Origin of the sequence: Blastococcus sp. KM273129 (genome assembly GCF_021698995.1) — a bacterium.
Taxonomy (GTDB): Bacteria; Actinomycetota; Actinomycetes; order Mycobacteriales; family Geodermatophilaceae; genus Blastococcus.
On the sequence record NZ_SSXB01000002.1, the window covers coordinates 103,784 to 122,747 of the forward strand.

Genomic DNA, 18,964 nt, shown 5'->3' on the forward strand with positions numbered 1-18,964 from the left:
CCACCGCCTCCGGCACCGCCACCAGCGACGTCGAGCTGCTCATCGGCGGGATGACCTGCGCCTCCTGCGCCGCCCGCGTGGAGAAGAAGCTCAACAAGCTCGAGGGCGTCACCGCCACGGTCAACTACGCCACCGAGAAGGCGAAGGTCAGCTACGCCGACGGCGTGAGCACCGACGACCTCATCGCCACCGTGGAGCAGACCGGCTACACGGCCACAATCCCCCGGCCCCGCCCGGAGGCTCGCCCCGAGGCCGGGAGGGGTGAGGAGGACGGGGTCCCGCCACCGGCCGACCAGCCGGTGCGGGCACTCCGGACCCGGCTGGTGGTCTCGACGCTCCTGACCGTCCCCGTCGTCGCCATGGCGATGGTGCCGGCGCTGCAGTTCGAGTACTGGCAGTGGCTCTCGCTCACGCTCGCCGCGCCGGTGGTGGTGTGGGGCGGGCTGCCCTTCCACCGGGCCGCGTGGACCAACCTGCGCCACGGCGCGGCGACCATGGACACCCTGGTCTCCCTGGGCACGCTCGCGGCCTTCGGCTGGTCGCTGTACGCGCTGTTCTGGGGCACCGCCGGCGTACCGGGCATGACCCACCCGTTCGAGCTCAGCATCGCCCGCACCGACGGCGGCGCGAACATCTACCTCGAGGCCGCGGCCGGCGTGACGACGTTCATCCTCGCCGGGCGCTGGTTCGAGGCGCGGTCCAAGCGGCGGGCCGGGGCGGCGCTGCGCGCGCTGCTCGAGCTCGGCGCCAAGGACGTCGCGGTGCTGCGCGACGGCACCGAGCGGCGGGTGCCGATCGCCGAACTGGGCGCCGGCGACCTGTTCGTCGTCCGCCCCGGCGAGAAGATCGCCGCCGACGGCGAGGTGACCGAGGGCAGCTCCGCCGTCGACGCCTCGATGCTGACCGGCGAGTCGGTGCCGGTCGAGGTGCGGCCCGGCGACACCGTCACCGGGGGCACGGTCAACGCCGGCGGGCGGCTGGTCGTGCGGGCCACCCGGGTGGGCAGCGACACCCAGCTGGCCCAGATGGCCCGGCTCGTCGAGGAGGCGCAGAACGGCAAGGCCGAGGTGCAGCGCCTGGCCGACCGCATCTCCGGCGTCTTCGTCCCGGTCGTGCTCGCGATCGCCGCGGCGACCCTCGGGTTCTGGATCGGCACCGGCGCGGGGCTGCCGGCCGCCTTCACCGCCGCGGTCGCCGTACTGATCATCGCCTGCCCGTGCGCGCTGGGCCTGGCCACGCCGACCGCGCTGATGGTGGGCACCGGCCGCGGCGCGCAGCTCGGCATCCTGATCAAGGGCCCCGAGGTGCTGGAGTCGACCCGCCGGGTGGACACCGTCGTCCTGGACAAGACCGGCACGGTCACCACCGGGCGCATGTCGCTGCTCGACGTCGTCCCCGCTGCGGGCGAGGAGGCCGACCGGGTGCTCCGGCTGGCCGGTGCCCTGGAGGCCGCGTCCGAGCACCCGATCGCGCAGGCCGTCGCCGCCGGCGCCGTGGAGCGCACCGGCGAGCTGCCCCCGGTGGAGGGGTTCACCAACGTCGAGGGCCTCGGGGTGCAGGGCGTGGTCGAGGGCGCCGCGGTGGTCGTCGGCCGGCGCCGGCTGCTGGCCGACTGGTCGCTCCCGCTGCCCGCGGAGCTGGAACGGGCCGCCGACGAGGCCGAGGCCGCGGGCCGCACGGCCGTCGCCGTCGGCTGGGACGGCGCCGCCCGGGGCGTGCTCGTGGTCGCCGACGCGGTCAAGGACACCTCCGCCCGCGCCATCGCCCAGCTCCGGGCGCTCGGGCTGACCCCGATCCTGCTCACCGGCGACAACGAGCGGGCCGCCCGCTCGGTCGCCGCGCAGGTCGGGATCGACGAGGTCGTCGCGGAGGTGCTGCCCCAGGAGAAGGTCGACGTCGTCCGCCGGCTGCAGGACGAGGGACGGACGGTGGCGATGGTCGGCGACGGCGTGAACGACGCCCCCGCGCTGGCGCAGGCCGACCTGGGCCTGGCCGTGGGCACCGGCACCGACGTGGCCATCCAGGCCAGCGACCTGACCCTGGTCCGCGGTGACCTGCGGGCGGCCGCGGACGCCATCCGGCTCTCCCGCCGCACGCTGGCCACCATCAAGGGCAACCTGTTCTGGGCGTTCGCCTACAACGTCGCCGCCCTGCCGCTGGCCGCCGCGGGGCTGCTCAACCCGATGATCGCCGGGGCCGCCATGGCGTTCAGCTCGGTGTTCGTCGTCTCCAACAGCCTGCGGCTGCGCGGGTTCGCGCCGCTGCCGGAGAACCGGGACGCGGCGCGGGCCGTGGCCGGCGGCCGCCGCGCCGACACCCGCACCCCCGCCTGACCGACCGGCCTGACCACAGCACCGCCCCTGCCACCGACCACCCCGTCAGGCACAGTCGCGCTCTGCCCACACGAGCGGGGCACAGCGCTACCTGCCGAGGACCCAGCACCCCTCGGGCACAGTCGCCCTCTGCCCACACCAGCGGGGCAGAGCGCTACGTGCCGACCACCCACCCACCAACCCCGGAGGCCGACCGATGAGGAACGTGCAGCGAGCGGCGATCCGCGCCGTCGCGACGGCGGGGCTGGCCGCGGGCCTCGCCCTGGCCCTGCGGCCGGCCAGGACCGTCGGCGCGGTCGACCCGCGGTTCCCCCGCGAGCGGCTCTGGGCGACCCGGGTGCTCGGCGCCCGGCTGGTCGCCCAGCACGCCGCGCTCCTGGTCCGGCCGCGGCCGTCGGCGGCGCGCGCGGCGGCGGCCGTGGACGCCCTCCACGCGGCCAGCATGCTGCCGCTGCTCGCCTCCCCGGCCTACCGCCGGACCGCCCTGGTCAGCGGCGGGTTCGCGGCCGCGACCGCGGGGCTGCTCGCCGCCGCGGCGCGCTCAGAGGGCCGGTAGCAGCAGGAGGACGGTCGGCACCAGCAGGAGGAGGACGGCGGCGGCGAGCGCGGCCGCGCGGGCCCCGGGGGGGAGCGGGTCGGCGGGCTCCAGCAGCCGGACGACCCTGGCCCGCACCGCGGCCCCCGCCACCGACAGGGCGCCGGCCGGCACCCCGCCCGCGCCGCCCGCGGCCGCCACGATCGCCGCCGCGAGGGTGCGCCGCGGCGCGGCGCCGCGCAGCGACCCGAGGGCGACGTCGTCGGCCCGCATCTCGACCAGCTCGCGCACCGCGCCGTGGGCGCGCTCGGCCGCCGGGAGCACCGGGAGTGCCGCCTTCCACGCCACGAACGGCAGCAGCAGCAGGTGGTGGTGCTCGCCCAGGTGCGCCCGCTCGTGCGCGACGACGGCGGCCAGCTGCTCGCCGTCGAGCTCGGCGACCATGCCGGAGGAGAGCACCAGCAGCGGCCGGGCGCCGGGGATGCAGAAGGCCACGGGGGCGGGGTGCTCGAGCAGCCGGGCGTCGGGCTCCGGAGCCGGCTGCACCACCAGCTCCAGCAGCTCGCGGTGCCGGCGGCGGGTGCGGGCGATGCGCGCCCAGGAGAGCAGCAGCACGCCGACCAGCTCGAAGGCCAGCACGCCGGCGAGGGTCAGCGCGACCCAGTGGTCCCCGCGCGCGGCCTCGGCCGCCGCGCGGCCGTGCACCACCGCCCAGACCGCCTCGGGCAGCGAGTGCCCCCACGGCGCCAGCCCGTGCACCAGCAGCGCCCCGATGATCGACAGCCCGCCGGCCAGCCCGACCGCCTGCCAGCAGAGCAGCGCCACCAACGGGTCCCGCCGCGGCCAGCGGGCACGGGCCAGCAGCGCCGGCACCGGCCAGGCAAGCAGGGCGGCGAGGACGGCGAGCAGCGCGGCGGTGACGGGCAGCACGGGGAGCGGCCCGGGTCAGCCCTGGGCGGAGTCGTCGGCGCCGGCGGCGGCCAGCAGGTCGCGGAGCATGCGGGCCTCGTCGGCGTCGACGGCGCCGACGAAGCGCGCCAGCACGGCCTGCCGGTCGGCCGCCTGCCCCAGCACCTCACGCATCACCTGGGCGGCGTGGTCCTCGCGGCTGGCCCGCGCGGAGAACCGGCGCGGGCGGGCGTCGTCGTGGACGACGAACCCCTTGTGCTCCAGCCGGCTCAGCACCGTGTGCACGGTGGTCAGCGCGAGGCCCCGGTCGGTCAGCTCGTCGCGCAGCCAGGTGGCGGCCACCGGGACGTCCGCGGCCCACAGCCGCTCCATGACGGCTCGCTCCAGGTCTCCCAGCGATGCCATCGGTCCTCCTGTCCGGCAGATCACACGCGACTCTTCTACGTGTCGTAGAAAAACGTCTTCTACGAGGCGTAGAAAGAACGTGTCGATAGTAGACCGCAGAGAGGATCCGGGCCGTGGACGTCCTGGACATCGCACGCTGGCAGTTCGGGATCACCACCGTCTACCACTTCATGATGGTCCCGCTGACCATCGGCCTGGGGATCCTGCTGGTGGTCATGCACACCATGTGGGTGCGCACCGACGACCCCGAGTGGCTCCGGATGACCCGGTTCTGGGGCAAGATCTTCTTGATCAACTTCGTGCTCGGCGTGGCCACCGGCCTGGTGCAGGAGTTCCAGTTCGGTCTGGCCTGGAGCGAGTACTCCCGCTTCGTCGGCGACGTCTTCGGCTCGCTGCTGGCCCTCGAGGCGCTGCTGGCCTTCTTCCTCGAGTCCACCTTCCTCGGTCTGTGGATCTTCGGCTGGGGCCGGATCCCGAAGAAGCTGCACCTGGCGACGCTCTGGGCCGCGGTGCTCGGCTCGATCGTGAGCGCCTACTTCATCATCGCGGCCAACTCCTGGATGCAGCACCCGGTCGGGGTCGTCGCCGACGACGCGACCGGCCGCCCGGTGCAGGTCGACTTCCTCGCGGTGCTCACCAACAACACCGCGCTGGCCGCCTTCACCCACACCATCGTCGCCGCGCTCATGGTCGCCGGCGCCCTGCTCGTCGGCGTCGGGCTCTACCACCTGCGCAAGCGGAAGCTCGCCGGGAAGCCGGCCGGGGAGATCGACCACGGGGTGTGGCGCCGGTCGGTGCGGATCGGCGGCTGGGTCTCCCTCGCCGCCTTCGTCCTGGTCGCCGCCACCGGCGACTGGCAGGCCAAGCTGATGTACCACCAGCAGCCGCTCAAGATGAGCTCGGCCGAGGCGCTCTGCGAGACCGAGGCGCCGGCGTCGTTCTCGATCTTCGCCTGGAACAAGCTCGGCTCCAACGAGTGCGACGACGTCCACTCGATCACCGTGCCGGGGCTGCTCTCCTTCCTCGCCCACGGCGACTTCACCAGCGAGGTCCCCGGCGTCAACGAGCTCCAGGAGCGGTACTCCGAGGTCTACGGCGCGACCTACCCCGACGACCCGGCGCGCTTCGGCAACCTGGCCGGGGAGCCGGTCGACTACCAGCCGGTGCTCGCGGTCACCTACTGGAGCTTCCGGCTCATGATCGGCATGGGCGCGGTCTCCGCCGGTGTGGCGGCGTACGCGCTGTGGTCGACCCGGCGCGGGAGGGTGCCGACCTCCCGGATCGGCGTCTACGGGTCGCTGGCCGCCGTGGGTGCGCCGTTCGTCGCCAACGCCGCCGGCTGGATCTTCACCGAGATGGGCCGCCAGCCCTTCGTCGTCGTCCCCAACCCGGACGTGCCGGTCGAGGACCAGATCTGGTTCTTCACCGCGCAGGCGGTCTCCCCCGGCGTCACCCCCGCGGAGGTCTGGACGTCGCTGGGCGCGCTGACCCTGGTCTACGGGGTGCTGGCGGTGATCGAGCTCTGGCTGATCACCACGTTCGTCCGGTCGGGCATCACCGCCGGCGACACCAGCGCCACGCCGCCGATCGGCCCCGGCAAGGACGACGACCGCCGCGAGGGCCCGGACGGCGACGCCGGTGGTGCCGGCAGTGGCCGCCGCGCCGACGACGACGTCCTCCAGTTCGCCTACTGACCGCCCACCCCGCAGACCCGAGGAACCCCGTCATGGACCTGCAGACCCTGTGGTTCGCCGCCGTCGCCGTGCTCTGGATCGGCTTCCTGCTGCTGGAGGGCTTCGACTTCGGCGTGGCCGCCCTGCTGCCGGTGCTGGGCCGCCGGACCGCCGACCGGCACCTGATGCTGCGCAGCATCGGCCCGCTGTGGGACGGCAACGAGGTGTGGCTGATCACCGCCGCCGGTGCGGTGTTCGCCGCCTTCCCCGGCTGGTACGCCACCTGGCTGCCGGCCCTGTACCTGCCCTTCGTCTTCGTGCTGTTCGGGTTGATCATCCGCGCGGTGGCCTTCGAGTGGCGCCACCAGTCGCACGACCCGCGCTGGGACGGCACCTGGACGCACGTCATCACGGTGGGCTCGCTGATCGCCGCCCTCGGTGTGGGCGCGGCGCTGGGCACCACCACGCTGGGCCTGCCGATCGACGGTGACGGCATCCGGGTCGGCGGCAGCTTCGCCGGCGTGGGCTGGGCGGCGCTGCTCGGTGCGGTCGCGGTGCTGGCCTTCTCGCTGGTGCACGGCGCGCTGTTCCTGGCGCTGAAGACCGACGGCGACGTCCGGCTGCGGGCACGGGCCTTCGCCCTGCGCTGGTCGCCGGTGGCCGCGCTGCCGCTGCTGGCCTGGGCCGGCTGGGTGCACCTGCGCTCCGGGACGCCGGTCACCGGCGTGCTGTGGGTCGTCGGCGCGCTGGCCGTCCTGGTCACCTGGGCCCGGATCCGGGTCGACCGCGAGGGGCAGGCCTTCGCCGGCTGGGCGGTGCTGCTGGTCAGCTCCGCCGCCACCGTCTTCGGCGCGGCCTACCCCGTCGTCGTCCCCTCGACCATCGACCCCGCGTTCGACGTGACGATCGCGGACGCCGCGGTCAGCGACTACACCCTCACCGTCATGACGTGGGCGGCCGCCGTCGGGCTGCCGGTCGTGCTGGCCTACCAGGCCTGGACCTACTGGGTGTTCCGCAAGCGGCTGACCGCGGAGCCCCAGCACGAGGACGCCCCCCGCAGCGGCGAGGCCCCTGCGCCCAGCGAGCTGCCGGCATGACCGCCGGCGCGCCGCGTGGCCCGCTCGCCGCGCTGACCGGCGTCCCGGGCCTGCGCGGCGCGCTGGTGCGGGCCGGTCTCGCCGCGCTCGCGCAGACCGCGGGCCTGGTCCTGCTCGCCGCCGGCCTGGCCCACGCCGTCGCCCGCGCGAGCGGGCTGGACGAGGGCTCCCCCGCGGTGCCGCTGCTGCTCGCTGCCGCCGGTGTCGCGGTGCGCGCCGTCGCCGGCAGCGTCGGCGAGGCGGTGGCCGCGCGGGACGCCCGCCGCGCGGAGGAGCTGCTCCGGCGCCGGCTCCTCCAGCGGCTCGCCACCTCCCCCGCCGCGGTGGCCGCGGCCGGCGGCCCGGCCCCGGCCGCCGTGCTGGCCACCACCCGGCTGCACGACCTCGGCCCGGCGCTGGCCACCTACCTGCCGGCGGTCGCGCAGACGGTCGTCGTCCCCCCGGCGCTGCTGCTGGCGCTGGCCTGGACCGACCTGCTGTCGGCGGTCGTCGTCGCGGTCACCCTGCCGCTGGTGCCGCTGTTCATGGTGCTGGTGGGCAAGCACACCCAGGACGCGACGGCCGGCTCCGCCCGGGCGCTGGACCGGATCGCCGCGCACGTGGCCGAGCTGGTCCGCGGGCTGCCCGTCCTGGTGGGGCTGGGCCGGGCGGCCGAGCAGACGGCGGCGCTGGCCGCGCTCGGCGAGGCCCACCGCACCCGCACCCTGGCCACGCTGCGCATCGCCTTCCTCTCGGCCCTCGTGCTGGAGCTCATCGCCACGCTGTCGGTGGCGGTCGTGGCGGTGACCGTGGGCGTGCGGCTGGTCGAGGGCCACCTGGTGCTGGCGCTCGGGCTCACCGCGCTGCTGCTCGCCCCCGAGGCGTTCGCCCCGCTGCGCGCGCTCGGCGCCGCCCACCACGCCGCTGAGGACGCCTCGCTCGCCGCCGCCGAGGCGCGCGCCGTCCTGGCCGCCCCCACCGGCATCTCGCCCGCCCCGGCGCCGGCGGACGACGACCCGCGCGGTGCGGAGGTCGCCGTCGCCGGGCTGCGGGTCGCCTACCCGGGTCGCGCCGTGCCCGCGCTCCCGCCCACCGACCTCGTCGTCCGCCCCGGGGAGCTGGTGGTGCTGCGCGGGCCCAGCGGGTCGGGCAAGTCCACGCTGCTGGCCGCCCTGGCCGGCCTGACCGACCCGGGCGCCGACGTCGGCGGCGTCGTGGTCGCCGGCGGCCCCGCCGCGGTGGTCCCCCAGTTCCCCCGCGCCACCGGCGCGACCGTCGCCGACGAGCTGCGCCGGCACGCCGCCGCGGCCCCGGGTGTCGACGAGGTCGTCGCCGAGGCCTACGTCGTCGAGGCGCTGGGCCGGGTGGAGGCGCACGACCTCGCCGGCCGGGCGCCGGAGTCGCTCTCCCCCGGCGAGCTGCAGCGGGTGGCGCTGGCCCGCGCGCTGGTGCGGGTGCGCCGCGGCGCCCGGCTGCTGCTGCTCGACGAGCCGACCGCACACCTCGACGACGACGCCCGCGGGCTGGTGGCCGCCGTCCTCACCGCCCTCCGCGGCACCGTGACCGTCGTCCTGGTCACCCACGACCCGGTGCTCGCGGGTCTGGCCGACCGCACCGTCGACCTCCCTGCCCCGGTCGCGCCCGCGGAACCCGCCGCCCCGGCCTCGTCCGCGATCACCTCCCCTCCGGCGGAATGTGCACAAAGCGCCCAGGACCCGACGCCGGCGGCCCCGGTCCGCACCGGCCGTGCGCTCCGCCGCGCGGTGCTGGCCGGCGCGCTCTCCTCCGCGGCGGGGGTCGCGCTGACCGCGGCCTCGGGCTGGCTGATCGTGCGGGCGGCGGAGATGCCACCGGTGCTCACGCTGCTCGTCGCGACCGCCGGCGTCCGGTTCTTCGGCCTGGCCCGCGCCGTGCTGCGCTGGCTGGAGCGCCTCTCCGCCCACGACGTCGCGCTGCGCCAGGCAGCCGACCTGCGGGTGCGGGTCTGGCGGGCGCTGGCCGCCCAGGGGCTCGCCGCCGACCGCACCCCCGGCTCGGCGCTGGCCCGCGTGGTCGGCGACGTCGGCGTGGTGCAGGACCTCACCGTGCGGGTCCGCCCCCCGGTGCTGGTGGCCGCCACGGTGCCCACCGCCACCGTCGCGGTGCTCGCGCTGGTGGACCTCGCCGCCGCGGGCGTGGTCGCGGCGGTGCTGGCGGCGACGGTGGCCGCCGTCGTGCTCGCGCACCGCGGCCTGGACGCCGGCGCCGCCCGTGCCGAGAGCACCTCGCGGGTCGCGGCGCTGCGGGAGACCACCACGCTGCTCGAGGGGCTAGCGGACCTGCGGGCCCACGGGCTGGCCGGCCGGGCCGCCGCCGACCTGGACGCCGCCGCCCGGCAGGCCGGCAGCGCCCGCACCCGCGACCGCGCCGACGCCGTGGGCAACGGCCTGGTGGTGCTGGGCACCGGGTCGGCCGCGGTGCTCGGCACGGTCGCGGCGTGGGCCGGCGGGCTCACCGGCCCGGTGCTCGCCGTGGTCGCGCTGGCCCCGCTGGCGCTGGTGGAGCCCCTGACCGGGCTGGTCGCCGCGCTGCAGCGCCGCGGCGCGCTCGCCGACGCGCAGGCCCGCATCGACGCCGTCCTCACCGCCCCGGTCGCCGCCGAGCCCGCCGACCCGCTGCCCGCCCCCGACGGCGTCCGCTCGCTGCGCACCGAGGCGCTGGCCGCCGGCTGGCCGGGCGGGCCGGACGTGCTGCGCGGGCTCGACGCCACCGCCCGGGCCGGGGACGGCTGGCTGGTGCTCCGCGGGCCGTCGGGCTCGGGCAAGTCCACTCTCCTGGCGGTGCTCATGGCCTCGCTGCGGCCCCGCGCCGGCAGCTACGCCGTCGACGGGGTGCCGGCCGACCGGGTCCGTGGCGACGACCTGCGCGCCCGCATGGCGTGGCTGCCGCAGGAGGCGCACGTGTTCGCCTCGTCCATCCGGGCCAACCTGGCGATGGCCGCCCCCCGCGGGGAGCTGGCCGGCCCCGCCGGGGAGGCCCGCATGCGCGCGGCCCTGGCCGCGACCGGGCTGTCCGGGCTGGTCGCGACCCTGCCCGACGGGCTGGACACGCCGGTCGGCGCCGGCGGCACGGCGCTCTCCGGTGGCGAGCGCCGTCGCCTGGCCGCGGCGCGCGCCCTGCTGGCCGACCGGGACGTCGTGCTGCTCGACGAGCCGACCGCCCACCTCGACCCCCCGACCGCCGCGGCGCTGGTCCGCGACCTGCGGGCGGCCTTCGCGGGGCGGGTCGTGGTGTGCGTGACGCACGACGGCGACGTCGAGCGCCCCGGCGACACCGTGCTGGACCTCGGTGAGCCGGCGGCCCGGGCGGCCGCCTGAGAGGTCCGGGCCGCCGTCCGCGGGGTTCAGCCGGCCTCCTGCCGAGTCGTCCCCCAGCAGTAGCGCTCTGCCCACCCCCACGGGGCAGAGCGCTACTGCCCCGGCACCCTCTGCTCGTCGCCCCTCCCGCTGCACCGGCGGCGTGGGACCGGGAGGCGCCGGGAGGGCCCTGCGGCGCTCCGCCGGCGCCGTGGGTCAGCCGGCCGGGACGTCGACCGGGATCTCCGGGCCGAGGCGGGCGCCCTGCAGCAGCGGCAGGTCGTCGCCGGACCAGAAGCTCCCCGGGTCGTAGGCGTTCAGCGGGCGGTGGCCGGGCAGCAGGCCCATGGCCGTGTACGTGGCCGCGACCAGCTCGGCGCAGAAGACGGTCTCCGCGGACGTGTGCCGCCGCAGCCGGCCGTTCACCCAGCCGCGCACGAGGCCGCGGGTGGTCGGGAACGGCCGCCCGTCGAGGCGGGCGATCGTCCGCAGCACGGCGTCCTCCATCGCGGGGGTCACCCCGCCGTCCTCGGCGGGGCCGACGAGCTGCCGCAGCCAGGCGCGCTGGCCGTACCGCCCGCGCCAGGTGAGGACGGCGTCGCGCAGGTCGTGCAGCTGGACCCCGCGCTGGTGGGTGCCGCTCCACGCGTCCGGCAGCGACTTCCCGAGCTCGGCGTGCCAGAGCAGCGGGGGCAGGTCCTCCAGCACGACCGCCATGCCGACGTGGTTGACCGGCGCGTTGGTCAGCGCCCGGATGGCGCGGTCGGCGAGCGAGGGGCCGCGGAAGACCCAGACGTCGCCGGTGCGCGTGAGGTCGACGGCGGCATCCAGGGAGAGGTCGGGCACGGGCCGCTACGTTACGGACGTGCGCCTCTGGAAGCTGCTCGGACTGGCCGGCCTCGCGGGAGTGACCGCCGGGGGTGTCGTGCTCGCCCGCGACGAGCGGCAGCGCCGTGCCTACACCGCCGACGACGTGCGGGCCCGGCTGCACGAGCGGGCCGCGGCGGTCCCGGAGCCGGAGGCACCCGCCCCGGCGACCGCCGCCGAGCTCACCGGGGGCCGGAAGCACCGGCTGGCCCGCCTCCTCCGCCGCCCCTGACGACGGCCACCGGCGACCCCACCCGGTCGGCTCCGCATGGACGGACGGGCTGCGGCCGGGGCCACGTTTCGCCCCCGCCCACCCCGCGCATGCACCGGGGGTGGCCGACGACCAGCACGCCGAGGAGCAAGCCCCCACGGAGGGGTTCCGCGACCGCGACGACACCGCGGTGCGCGAGGAGAGCCTGGGCGAACGGGTGCTCGGCTCACTGCTCGACCGGGCGCACCTGATCCCGCCCCGGCTGGTCGGGCCGCTGGTGGCCCAGGAGCTCGCGGGCCTCGGCTGCCGCGACGTCGCCATCCACCTCCAGGACTACGACCAGCGCACCCTCCAGCCGCTGCGCGGGCGCGGGCTGCACGCGGAGGTGCTGCCCATCGACGGCAGCGCCGCCGGCCGGGCGTTCGCCACCGAGCATCCGGTGGAGACCGACGAGGGCGGCGGTGCGGTGCGGCTGCACCTGCCGATGCTCGACGGCTCGGACCGGGTCGGCGTGCTCTCCTTCACCCTCGACCGGGTCAACGCGCACGACCGCCGGCTGGCCCAGCGGCTCGCCGGCCTCGTCGCGGACCTGGTCGTGACCAAGAGCGAGTACACCGACGCCTTCGCCCAGGCGCGCACGACCCGGCCGATGAGCCTCGCCGCGCAGCTGCAGTGGCAGACGCTCCCCCCGCTGTCGATGAAGACCCCCGAGCTCGACCTCGCCGGCGTCCTCGAACCGGCCTACGAGGTGGGTGGCGACTGCTTCGACTACGCCTACGACCACCACACGCTGCACCTCGCGGTCTTCGACGCCATGGGCCACGGCCTCGAGGCCGCGACCATGTCGACCGTCGTCACCGCCGCCTACCGCCACGGCCGGCGCGCGGACGTCGAGCTCGCCCGGCTGTGCGCGGACATGGACGGCGTCGTCGCCGCCGCATACCCGGGCCGGTTCGCCACCGCCCACGTCGGGCAGCTGGACACCCGCAACGGCGTCCTCACCTACGTCAACGCCGGGCACCCGGCGGCGCTGCTCGTCCGCGACGGTCGGGTGGCCGACGAGCTCCCCGGTCCCACCGCGCGCCCGCTGGGGCTGGGCACCGGGGAGCCGGGCGCGGAGAAGGTGCAGCTGCAGCCCGGGGACCGGGTCCTGTTCTTCACCGACGGCGTCGTGGAGGAGCGCCTCGACGACGGCGAGCAGTTCGGGGAGCACCGGCTCCGCGAGCTGCTGGAGCAGAGCAGCGCGGACGGGCTGCGGGTGCCCGAGACGGTGCGCCGCCTGTCGCACGCGCTCATGGACGCCCGGCACGGGAGGACCAGCGACGACGCGTCGCTGCTGCTGGTCGAGTGGAAGCAGCCCCCGCACGACGACGAGCTCTCCCCCGACATCCCCGAGGCGCGGCCCACCCGCGGGCACGACGGCTAACCGGCCGGGAGCGCGGGACCCTCGTCCTTGAGCGCCACCCCCGAGGCCCCCAGCTCGCGGGCGGACGCCAGCAGCCGCGCCACCACGTCGGCCGCCTCCGCGTAGCCCAGCCCGTGCGGCGGCCGGACGTTCGAGACGCAGTTGCGCTCGCTGTCGGCCCGGCCGGGCCGCGGGTCCCAGGTGAGGTAGACGCCGAGGGAGTCCGCCGAGGAGAGCCCCGGGCGCTCACCGATGAGCACGAGCACCACCCGCGCCCCCAGCGCCGCGCCGATCTCGTCGCCGAGCGCCACCCGCGCCTGCGTCGCGAGCACCACCGGGCCCACCGACCAGCCGGTCAGCCGGTCCAGCAGCGCCGTCACCAGGGCGGCCCCGTGCTCGTGCACCGCCCGCGGCGAGAGCCCGTCGGCGAGCACGAGGGCGACGTCGGCGCCCTCCCGGGGCAGCGCGCACCCGGGTGCCAGCCGCCGGCCGAGGTCGGGCCGCTGCAGGTACTCGGCGCGGTCGGCCGCCGCGGAGCGGACCTCCACCACCGGCACCCCGTCGAGGCCGGCCCGCACCACCGCCGGGTCCAGCGGCGTGTGCACCGCGTCGCGGGCGACGGCGTGGGCCAGCCGGAACTCCAGCTCGCGCGCGGTCGGCAGCCCGTCGCCGGCCCGGCCCAGCGCGACCCGGGCCCGGGTCGCCGCCCGCAGCACCGCCCACGGGTCGTTTCCGGTGACGGTCACGGCCGGGCCGCCGCGAGCAGCGCCCTGGCCGCCGGCGCGTCGGCGGTCAGCGTGCGCACCCGCCCGTCGGCGTCCAGCAGGTCCATCCGCGCCAGCCACGCCTCGAACTCCGGTGCCGGGCGCAGGCCCAGCACCCGCCGGGCGGTGAGGACGTCGGAGAACGACAGCGACTGGTAGTGCAGCATCACGTCGTCCGACCCCGGGACGGCGATGACGAACGAGCAGCCGGCCGCCCCCAGCAGCAGGGTCAGGGTGTCGGTGTCGTCGGCGTCGACCTCCGCGTGGTTGGTGTAGCAGACGTCCACGCCCATGGGCAGGCCGAGCAGCTTGCCGCAGAAGTGGTCCTCCAGCCCCGCTCGCACCACCTGCTTCCCGTCGTACAGGTACTCCGGCCCGATGAACCCCACGACCGTGTTCACGAGCAGCGGCTCGAAGTGCCGGGCCACCGCGTAGGCGCGGCACTCGAGCGTCTGCTGGTCCACCGGCCGCCCGTCCACCCCGCGGTGCGCGTCGGCCGACAGCGCCGACCCCTGCCCGGTCTCGAAGTAGGTGACGTTGCGCCCGACGGTGCCCCGGCCGAGCTCCAGCGCGCCCGCCCGCGCCTCGGCGAGCAGGTCCAGCGTCACGCCGAAGCCGCGGTTGGCCGCCTGCGTGCCGGCCACCGACTGGAACACCAGGTCCACCGGCGCGCCCTGCTCCAGTGCGCGGAGGGTGGTGGTCACGTGCGCGAGCACGCAGGACTGGGTGGGGATCTCGTAGCGGCGGATCACGGCGTCGACGAGCTCCAGCAGGGCGACCGTGCGCGCCGGGGAGTCGGTGGCCGGGTTGATGCCGATGACCGCGTCCCCGGACCCCTGGAGCAGCCCGTCGACGATGGACGCCGTCACCCCGACCGGGTCGTCGGTCGGGTGGTTGGGCTGCAGCCGGGAGGCCAGCCGCCCGGGCAGGCCGAGCGTGCTGCGCAGGCCCGTCACCACCCGCGCCCGCCGCCCGACCGCCACCAGGTCGGCGTTGCGCATGAGCTTCGAGGTGGCCGCCACCATCTCCGGGGTCAGGCCGCGGGCCAGCGCGCTGATCGAGGTCTCGTCGCCCTCGGCGGCCCAGGTGAGCAGCTCGTCGCGGAACTCCCCCACGGTGAGCCCGGCCACCGGCGCGAACGCGACCGGGTCGTGCGTGTCGAGGATCAGCCGGGTGACGTCGTCCTCCTCGTAGCCGACGACCTGCTCCTCCAGGAAGGTCGCCAGCGGCAGGTCGGCGAGCACCACCTGCGCGGCGACCCGCTGCGCCGCCGACTCCGCCGCGCACCCGGCCAGCACGTCACCGGAGCGGGCCGGCGTCGCCTTGGCCAGCAGGTCCGACAGCGAGGCGAACTCGTAGGTGCGCCCGCCCAGCGTGGTGCGCCGCACGGTCATCGCACCTCCTCCTCGGCCGCGGCGAGCAGCTCGAACTCCTCCTCGGGTGCCGAGGCCACCAGGTGGTGGCGGCTGTAGACGGCGAAGTAGCCGAGGAAGAGCGCGTAGGCGCCGAGCGTCCACAGCGCAGCGACCTCGTCGACCAGGAAGGTGGCGACGACGGCCGCGGCGGCCAGCACCAGCGCGACGCCGGTCGTCGCCGTGCCGCCCGGCGTCCGGTACGGGCGGGGCAGGTCGGGCTCGCGGCGGCGCAGCACGATGTGGCTGACCATCATCAGCACGTAGGAGACGGTGGCCCCGAAGACGGCCATGTTCAGCAGCATCGCGCCCTGCCCGGTCAGCGACAGGACGAAGCCGATCGCGCCGGGCACCAGCAGCGCCAGCACCGGGGCCTTGCGGCCGTTGGTCACCGACAGCGCCCGCGGCAGGTACCCGGCGCGGGAGAGCGCGAAGGTCTGCCGCGAGTAGGCGTAGATGATCGAGAAGAAGCTGGCCACCAGGCCGAAGAGCCCGGCGTAGTTCACCACCGTGACCAGCGCCGAGGGCGACCCGGCCACCTCCAGCGCCTCCACGGGCGGGTTCCCGCTGGCCGACATGGCCGCCGAGCCCCCGGCGCCCGCGGTGAAGACCAGCATGAGCAGCGCCAGCACCAGCAGCAGGCCCATGGCCGCGACGATGCCGCGCGGCATGGCCCGGGCGGGGTCGCGGGCCTCCTCGGCGGCCAGCGGCACGCACTCGACCGCCAGGAAGAACCAGATGGCGAACGGGAACGCCGCCCAGATGCCCATCAGCCCGAACGGCAGGAAGTCCGAGGCGCCGGCGGCGTCGGTGGGTGCGATGTCGAGCAGGTTCGCCGAGTCGAACGCCGGGACCGCCCCCACCAGGTACACGACCAGGCCGGCGACGGCGATGCCCGCGATGACCAGCATGACCGAGAGCGCCTCGCCGACGCCCATGAGGTGGATGCCGATGAACAGCGCGTACACCGCCAGGTACACCCACCAGCCGTCGGTGATGCCGAAGAGCCCGAGCGACTCCACGTAGGCACCGATGAAGGTGGCGATCGCGGCGGGCGCGATGGCGTACTCGATGAGCACCGCGACCCCGGTGGCGTACCCGCCCCAGGGGCCTAGCGCCCGGCGGGCGAAGGTGTAGCCACCGCCCGCCGTCGGCAGGGCGGAGCCGAGCTCGGCGAGCCCGAGCACCATGGCCGAGTACATGACCGCCATGAGGATCACGGCGATGAGCAAGCCGCCGAAACCGCCCTCGGCCAGGCCGAAGTTCCAGCCCGCGTAGTCCCCGGAGATGACCGCGGCGACGCCGAGACCGGCCAGCAGCACCCAGCCGGCGGTGCCGGTGCGCAGCTGCCGCTTCTGGTGGTAGCCGGCCTCCACCGTCTCGGCCTCCACGCCGTGCCGGGCGACCGGCCGGGGGTGGTGTTCCTGCGGTTCCGCGGTCATGGGCCGGCCTCCGGGTGAGCCCCCGCAGGTCGGGTGGGGTCAGCCTGGCCCGGCGCCGTCGCCGGGGCAATGCCCTGCGACGGGACGGAACAGGCTGTTCACACGCCCGCCTCAGATGTTGCGCCAGCGCCCCTCGACGGCGTTGCCCTCGGGCCGCGACCGGAACACGTTGCCCTCGGTGGGCGGCGCGTCGTCCCCGGCCAGGGCGAAGGTGCGCAGCAGCGGCTCGACGAGCCGGTCGTAGAGCCCGGGCAGCAACCGGAACCCCGCCGTGACGACGTGGTTGAACACGCCGGCCTGCACGGCCCGGCGCGGGCGGTCCACCGTGGCGAGCACCCGGCGGGCCACCCGCGCCGCGGAGTAGACCGGCGGGGGCGGGCGGCCGGTCGAGCCGGCGTACGAGGCCCCCTGGTAGTAGATCGGCGTGTTGACACCGCCCGGGTGCACCACGGAGACGGAGATCCCCGGCTCGTCCCGGGTCTCCTGCTGCAGCACCCGGGCCAGCGCCAGCTGACCCCACTTGGCGACGGCGTAGCTGCCCAGCACGGGAGTCGTCACGGTGCCCAGCAGCGAGTTGACGATCACCAGGTGACCGCCGCGCTGCCGGCGGAAGACCGGCAGGACGTGCCGGGCCAGCGTCGCGGTGCCGTGCAGCGAGGTGTCGACGACGCGCTCGTACACCTCCTTGGGGACGTCCTCGATCCGGCCGTAGGCCATCACCTGGGCGGAGTGCACGACGACGTCGAGGCGGCCGAACTCGCGCACCGCGGCGGCGACGACCGCGGCGATCCCCTCCTCGTCGAGGACGTCGGCCGGGCAGACCGTCACGGCCGCGGCACCGGCGGCGCGCAGCTCCTCGGCGGTCTCCTCCAGCGCCGACCGGCCGCGGGCGACCAGCACCAGGTTCGCGCCGCGGCCGGCCAGCCGCAGCGCCGTCGCCCGGCCGATGCCGCTGGACGCGCCGGTGACCAGCACGGTGAGGGGTGACCCGCTGGGGTCGGGGATCGGCACGGGGGGTGCTCCTCGCTGCGGCGGCGGCCGGTGCCCGAGGACACCGGTTGTCCGCAACCGGCTACCCGACCGACCCCGCGGTCATGCGGTGCGCCGGTCCAGTTCGGCCAGCAGCCAGCCCGGCCCGGTCACGGCGATGCCGCCGGGCAGCCGGGCGCGCAGCCCCCGGTCGGCGGTCACCACGAGCACCTCCTCACCGGCGCCCGCGAGCTCGGCGGCGGTCGTGGCGAGGGCGTCGTCCCCGCTGCCGGGCGCGCGCACCACCGCCACCCCGTCGGGCGCCGGCACGTCCCGGGCCCGGCCCTCGACGACGGCGACCACCCGGGTGCCGGGCAGCTCCTGCCCGTCGGGGCCGGGCACCGTGCTGCCCGCGAGGCCGGCCAGCCGGTCCAGCAGCCGGGTGGCCGCCCCGGCACGGTCCCGCCACCAGCCGTCGGGGCGTGCGCCGACCACGTTGGCCACGTCCACCAGCAGCACCGCCACCGCGTCCTCCTCCGCTCCCCCAGGAGCGTGCGCCGCGCCCGCCCCGCCGGACGGATCCGCCCCTACGCTGCCCCGCATGTGCCGGAACATCCGCCCGCTGGCCAACTTCGCACCACCGGCCGCCGATGAGGAGATCCACGCCGCGGCCCTGCAGTACGTGCGCAAGATCAGCGGCACCACCAAGCCGTCCCGGGCGAACGCCGAGGTGTTCGAGCAGGCCGTCGCCGAGGTGGCCGCCGCCTCCGCCCGGCTGCTCGACGCCCTGGTCACGACCGCGCCGCCGAAGGACCGGGAGGTGGAGGCCACCAAGGCGCGCGCCCGGTCCGCCGCACGCTACGGAACCTGATCGCCGCGATGGCGGAGTCCGTCCCGGTGCCGGCGCACCTGCGGGACTCGGCAGGCTGTCGGCGCCGGGGCGCAGCACCTGCCCCGGCACGCTCTGCCCCTGTGCCCCCGGGTAGTCGAGCTCTGCCCCGCCGGGGTGGGCACACCGCGAGCCAGGCAGCCTGGGCACAGCGCTACTCGCACAAGTGATCAGCGGCTCCGCCCCGCTGCCGCACACGGCACCGCGCTGCGCAGCGGCCCGTGGTCGACCGAGTTCGCCCGGGCCAGCCGCTCCTCCACCAGCTTCGGATGCAGGGCGCAGGAGGCGTGGCAGCACGCGCCGGCACCCGGTCAGCTCGGTCGCGGTGACCGTGGGCGGGCCCGTCCTGGCGGGCGCCACCTTCCGGGCGGTGGGCCACGTCCAGCTGGTGGACCGGGCCGTCGCCGCGGTGAGCGGCTGACGGCCCGGGGCCCGCTCAGTTCTCCGTCGTGGGGCCCACGTCGTGCGGGTCCGGCGTCCGGAAGCCCGGGTCGTCGGCGGAGCCGGCGTCCTGACCGGCGACGTCCACGGGCGATCCGGCGGGGTCCGCCGGCGTTCCGGCGGTCTCCTCCGGCGGATCGGGCGCCCCACCCGGCTCGCCGAAGCCCTCGGCGGTCGGCGGCGCACCCGCACCGGGGTCGGCGGCGGGGATGCCGTCGTCGGCCTCGCGGCCGGAGAAGGGGTCCAGGGGGTCCATCATCGACATGCCCTGCCCCTACCCCGCGGCCGTGCCCCACTC

Annotated in this window: 17 protein-coding genes; 8 read left to right on the top strand and 9 right to left on the bottom strand. The window is 76.5% G+C overall.

Features of this window, described 5'->3' with window-relative positions; genetic code table 11:
* Positions 1-50 precede the first annotated feature (50 nt).
* Together E9565_RS01560 and E9565_RS01565 are read left to right on the top strand one after the other, a co-directional pair.
* Positions 51-2,333 (top strand): cation-translocating P-type ATPase, encoded by a 2,283-nt coding sequence (locus E9565_RS01560; protein WP_236825118.1) that lies wholly within the window; start codon positions 51-53, stop codon positions 2,331-2,333.
* A 196-nt stretch (positions 2,334-2,529) separates the two neighbouring features.
* Positions 2,530-2,889: a hypothetical protein gene (locus E9565_RS01565; RefSeq protein ID WP_236824999.1), complete on the top strand. Its 360-nt coding sequence runs from the start codon at positions 2,530-2,532 to the stop codon at positions 2,887-2,889.
* Here E9565_RS01565 and E9565_RS01570 read toward each other — a convergent pair.
* Together E9565_RS01570 and E9565_RS01575 are read right to left on the bottom strand one after the other, a co-directional pair.
* Entirely contained in the window at positions 2,875-3,798 is a 924-nt protein-coding gene (locus tag E9565_RS01570; protein WP_236824998.1) for a M56 family metallopeptidase, read from the bottom strand. The two genes, E9565_RS01565 and E9565_RS01570, sit on opposite strands and share 15 nt — an antisense overlap.
* A gap of 15 nt (positions 3,799-3,813) precedes the next feature.
* Positions 3,814-4,182 (bottom strand): BlaI/MecI/CopY family transcriptional regulator, encoded by a 369-nt coding sequence (locus E9565_RS01575; RefSeq protein WP_236824997.1) that lies wholly within the window; start codon positions 4,180-4,182, stop codon positions 3,814-3,816.
* Between the two features lie 113 nt (positions 4,183-4,295).
* Here E9565_RS01575 and E9565_RS01580 point away from each other — a divergent pair, with 113 nt between their 5' ends.
* From E9565_RS01580 to cydC, 3 genes are read left to right on the top strand one after another with little or no spacing between them, the layout of a single operon-like run.
* Positions 4,296-5,876: a cytochrome ubiquinol oxidase subunit I gene (locus E9565_RS01580; RefSeq protein WP_236824996.1), complete on the top strand. Its 1,581-nt coding sequence runs from the start codon at positions 4,296-4,298 to the stop codon at positions 5,874-5,876.
* A gap of 32 nt (positions 5,877-5,908) precedes the next feature.
* A complete protein-coding gene (gene cydB / locus E9565_RS01585) occupies positions 5,909-6,952 on the top strand; it encodes a cytochrome d ubiquinol oxidase subunit II (protein ID WP_236833922.1) in 1,044 nt (347 codons plus the stop codon).
* Entirely contained in the window at positions 6,949-10,287 is a 3,339-nt protein-coding gene (gene cydC / locus E9565_RS01590) for a thiol reductant ABC exporter subunit CydC (protein WP_236833923.1), read from the top strand. The genes cydB and cydC overlap by 4 nt, the downstream gene beginning before the upstream one ends.
* A gap of 195 nt (positions 10,288-10,482) precedes the next feature.
* On the opposite strand, the gene E9565_RS01595 is transcribed toward cydC, so the two are convergent.
* Entirely contained in the window at positions 10,483-11,112 is a 630-nt protein-coding gene (locus E9565_RS01595) for a hypothetical protein (RefSeq protein ID WP_236824993.1), read from the bottom strand.
* Positions 11,113-11,131: 19 nt separating this feature from the next.
* On the opposite strand from E9565_RS01595, the gene E9565_RS01600 reads away from it, so the two are divergent.
* Both E9565_RS01600 and E9565_RS23035 read left to right on the top strand, forming a co-directional pair.
* Entirely contained in the window at positions 11,132-11,365 is a 234-nt protein-coding gene (locus tag E9565_RS01600; RefSeq protein WP_236824992.1) for a hypothetical protein, read from the top strand.
* 100 nt (positions 11,366-11,465) lie between these two features.
* On the top strand, positions 11,466-12,770 hold the full coding sequence (locus tag E9565_RS23035; protein ID WP_236833924.1) for a PP2C family protein-serine/threonine phosphatase: 1,305 nt from the start codon (positions 11,466-11,468) through the stop codon (positions 12,768-12,770).
* Here the strand turns inward: E9565_RS23035 and eutC are convergent.
* The 5 genes from eutC to E9565_RS01630 form a co-directional block, all read right to left on the bottom strand.
* The gene (gene eutC, locus E9565_RS01610; protein ID WP_236824990.1) at positions 12,767-13,495 is read right to left on the bottom strand and encodes an ethanolamine ammonia-lyase subunit EutC; all 729 of its coding nucleotides are present in this window, start codon (positions 13,493-13,495) and stop codon (positions 12,767-12,769) included. The genes E9565_RS23035 and eutC overlap by 4 nt on opposite strands.
* Positions 13,492-14,907 carry an ethanolamine ammonia-lyase subunit EutB gene (locus E9565_RS01615; RefSeq protein ID WP_236824989.1) on the bottom strand — a complete coding sequence of 472 codons (1,416 nt, stop codon included), beginning with the start codon at positions 14,905-14,907 and terminating at the stop codon, positions 13,492-13,494. The genes eutC and E9565_RS01615 overlap by 4 nt, the downstream gene beginning before the upstream one ends.
* Positions 14,904-16,367, bottom strand: a complete 1,464-nt coding sequence (eat, locus tag E9565_RS01620) for an ethanolamine permease (protein WP_236824988.1) — start codon at positions 16,365-16,367, stop codon at positions 14,904-14,906. The genes E9565_RS01615 and eat overlap by 4 nt, the downstream gene beginning before the upstream one ends.
* Positions 16,368-16,478: 111 nt before the next feature.
* Complete coding sequence (locus E9565_RS01625; protein WP_236833925.1) at positions 16,479-17,378, bottom strand: SDR family oxidoreductase; 900 nt, start codon at positions 17,376-17,378, stop codon at positions 16,479-16,481.
* 81 nt (positions 17,379-17,459) lie between these two features.
* Entirely contained in the window at positions 17,460-17,861 is a 402-nt protein-coding gene (locus tag E9565_RS01630; RefSeq protein WP_236833926.1) for a hypothetical protein, read from the bottom strand.
* A 76-nt stretch (positions 17,862-17,937) separates the two neighbouring features.
* Between E9565_RS01630 and E9565_RS01635 the strand changes: the two genes are divergently transcribed.
* Positions 17,938-18,207 (top strand): DUF2277 domain-containing protein, encoded by a 270-nt coding sequence (locus tag E9565_RS01635; protein WP_236833927.1) that lies wholly within the window; start codon positions 17,938-17,940, stop codon positions 18,205-18,207.
* A gap of 454 nt (positions 18,208-18,661) precedes the next feature.
* On the opposite strand, the gene E9565_RS01640 is transcribed toward E9565_RS01635, so the two are convergent.
* A complete protein-coding gene (locus E9565_RS01640; RefSeq protein ID WP_236824984.1) occupies positions 18,662-18,931 on the bottom strand; it encodes a hypothetical protein in 270 nt (89 codons plus the stop codon).
* Positions 18,932-18,964 lie beyond the last annotated feature (33 nt).

Bases quoted from the DNA above. Each gene is read 5' to 3' on its own strand.
- E9565_RS01560 (WP_236825118.1), top strand. From the start codon at position 51: ATGACCTGCGCCTCCTGCGCCGCCCGCGTGGAGAAGAAGCTCAACAAG.
- E9565_RS01565 (WP_236824999.1), top strand. From the start codon at position 2,530: ATGAGGAACGTGCAGCGAGCGGCGATCCGCGCCGTCGCGACGGCGGGG.
- E9565_RS01575 (WP_236824997.1), bottom strand. From the start codon at position 4,182: ATGGCATCGCTGGGAGACCTGGAGCGAGCCGTCATGGAGCGGCTGTGG.
- cydB (WP_236833922.1), top strand. From the start codon at position 5,909: ATGGACCTGCAGACCCTGTGGTTCGCCGCCGTCGCCGTGCTCTGGATC.
- cydC (WP_236833923.1), top strand. From the start codon at position 6,949: ATGACCGCCGGCGCGCCGCGTGGCCCGCTCGCCGCGCTGACCGGCGTC.
- E9565_RS01615 (WP_236824989.1), bottom strand. From the start codon at position 14,907: ATGACCGTGCGGCGCACCACGCTGGGCGGGCGCACCTACGAGTTCGCC.
- eat (WP_236824988.1), bottom strand. From the start codon at position 16,367: ATGACCGCGGAACCGCAGGAACACCACCCCCGGCCGGTCGCCCGGCAC.
- E9565_RS01635 (WP_236833927.1), top strand. From the start codon at position 17,938: ATGTGCCGGAACATCCGCCCGCTGGCCAACTTCGCACCACCGGCCGCC.
- E9565_RS01640 (WP_236824984.1), bottom strand. From the start codon at position 18,931: ATGTCGATGATGGACCCCCTGGACCCCTTCTCCGGCCGCGAGGCCGAC.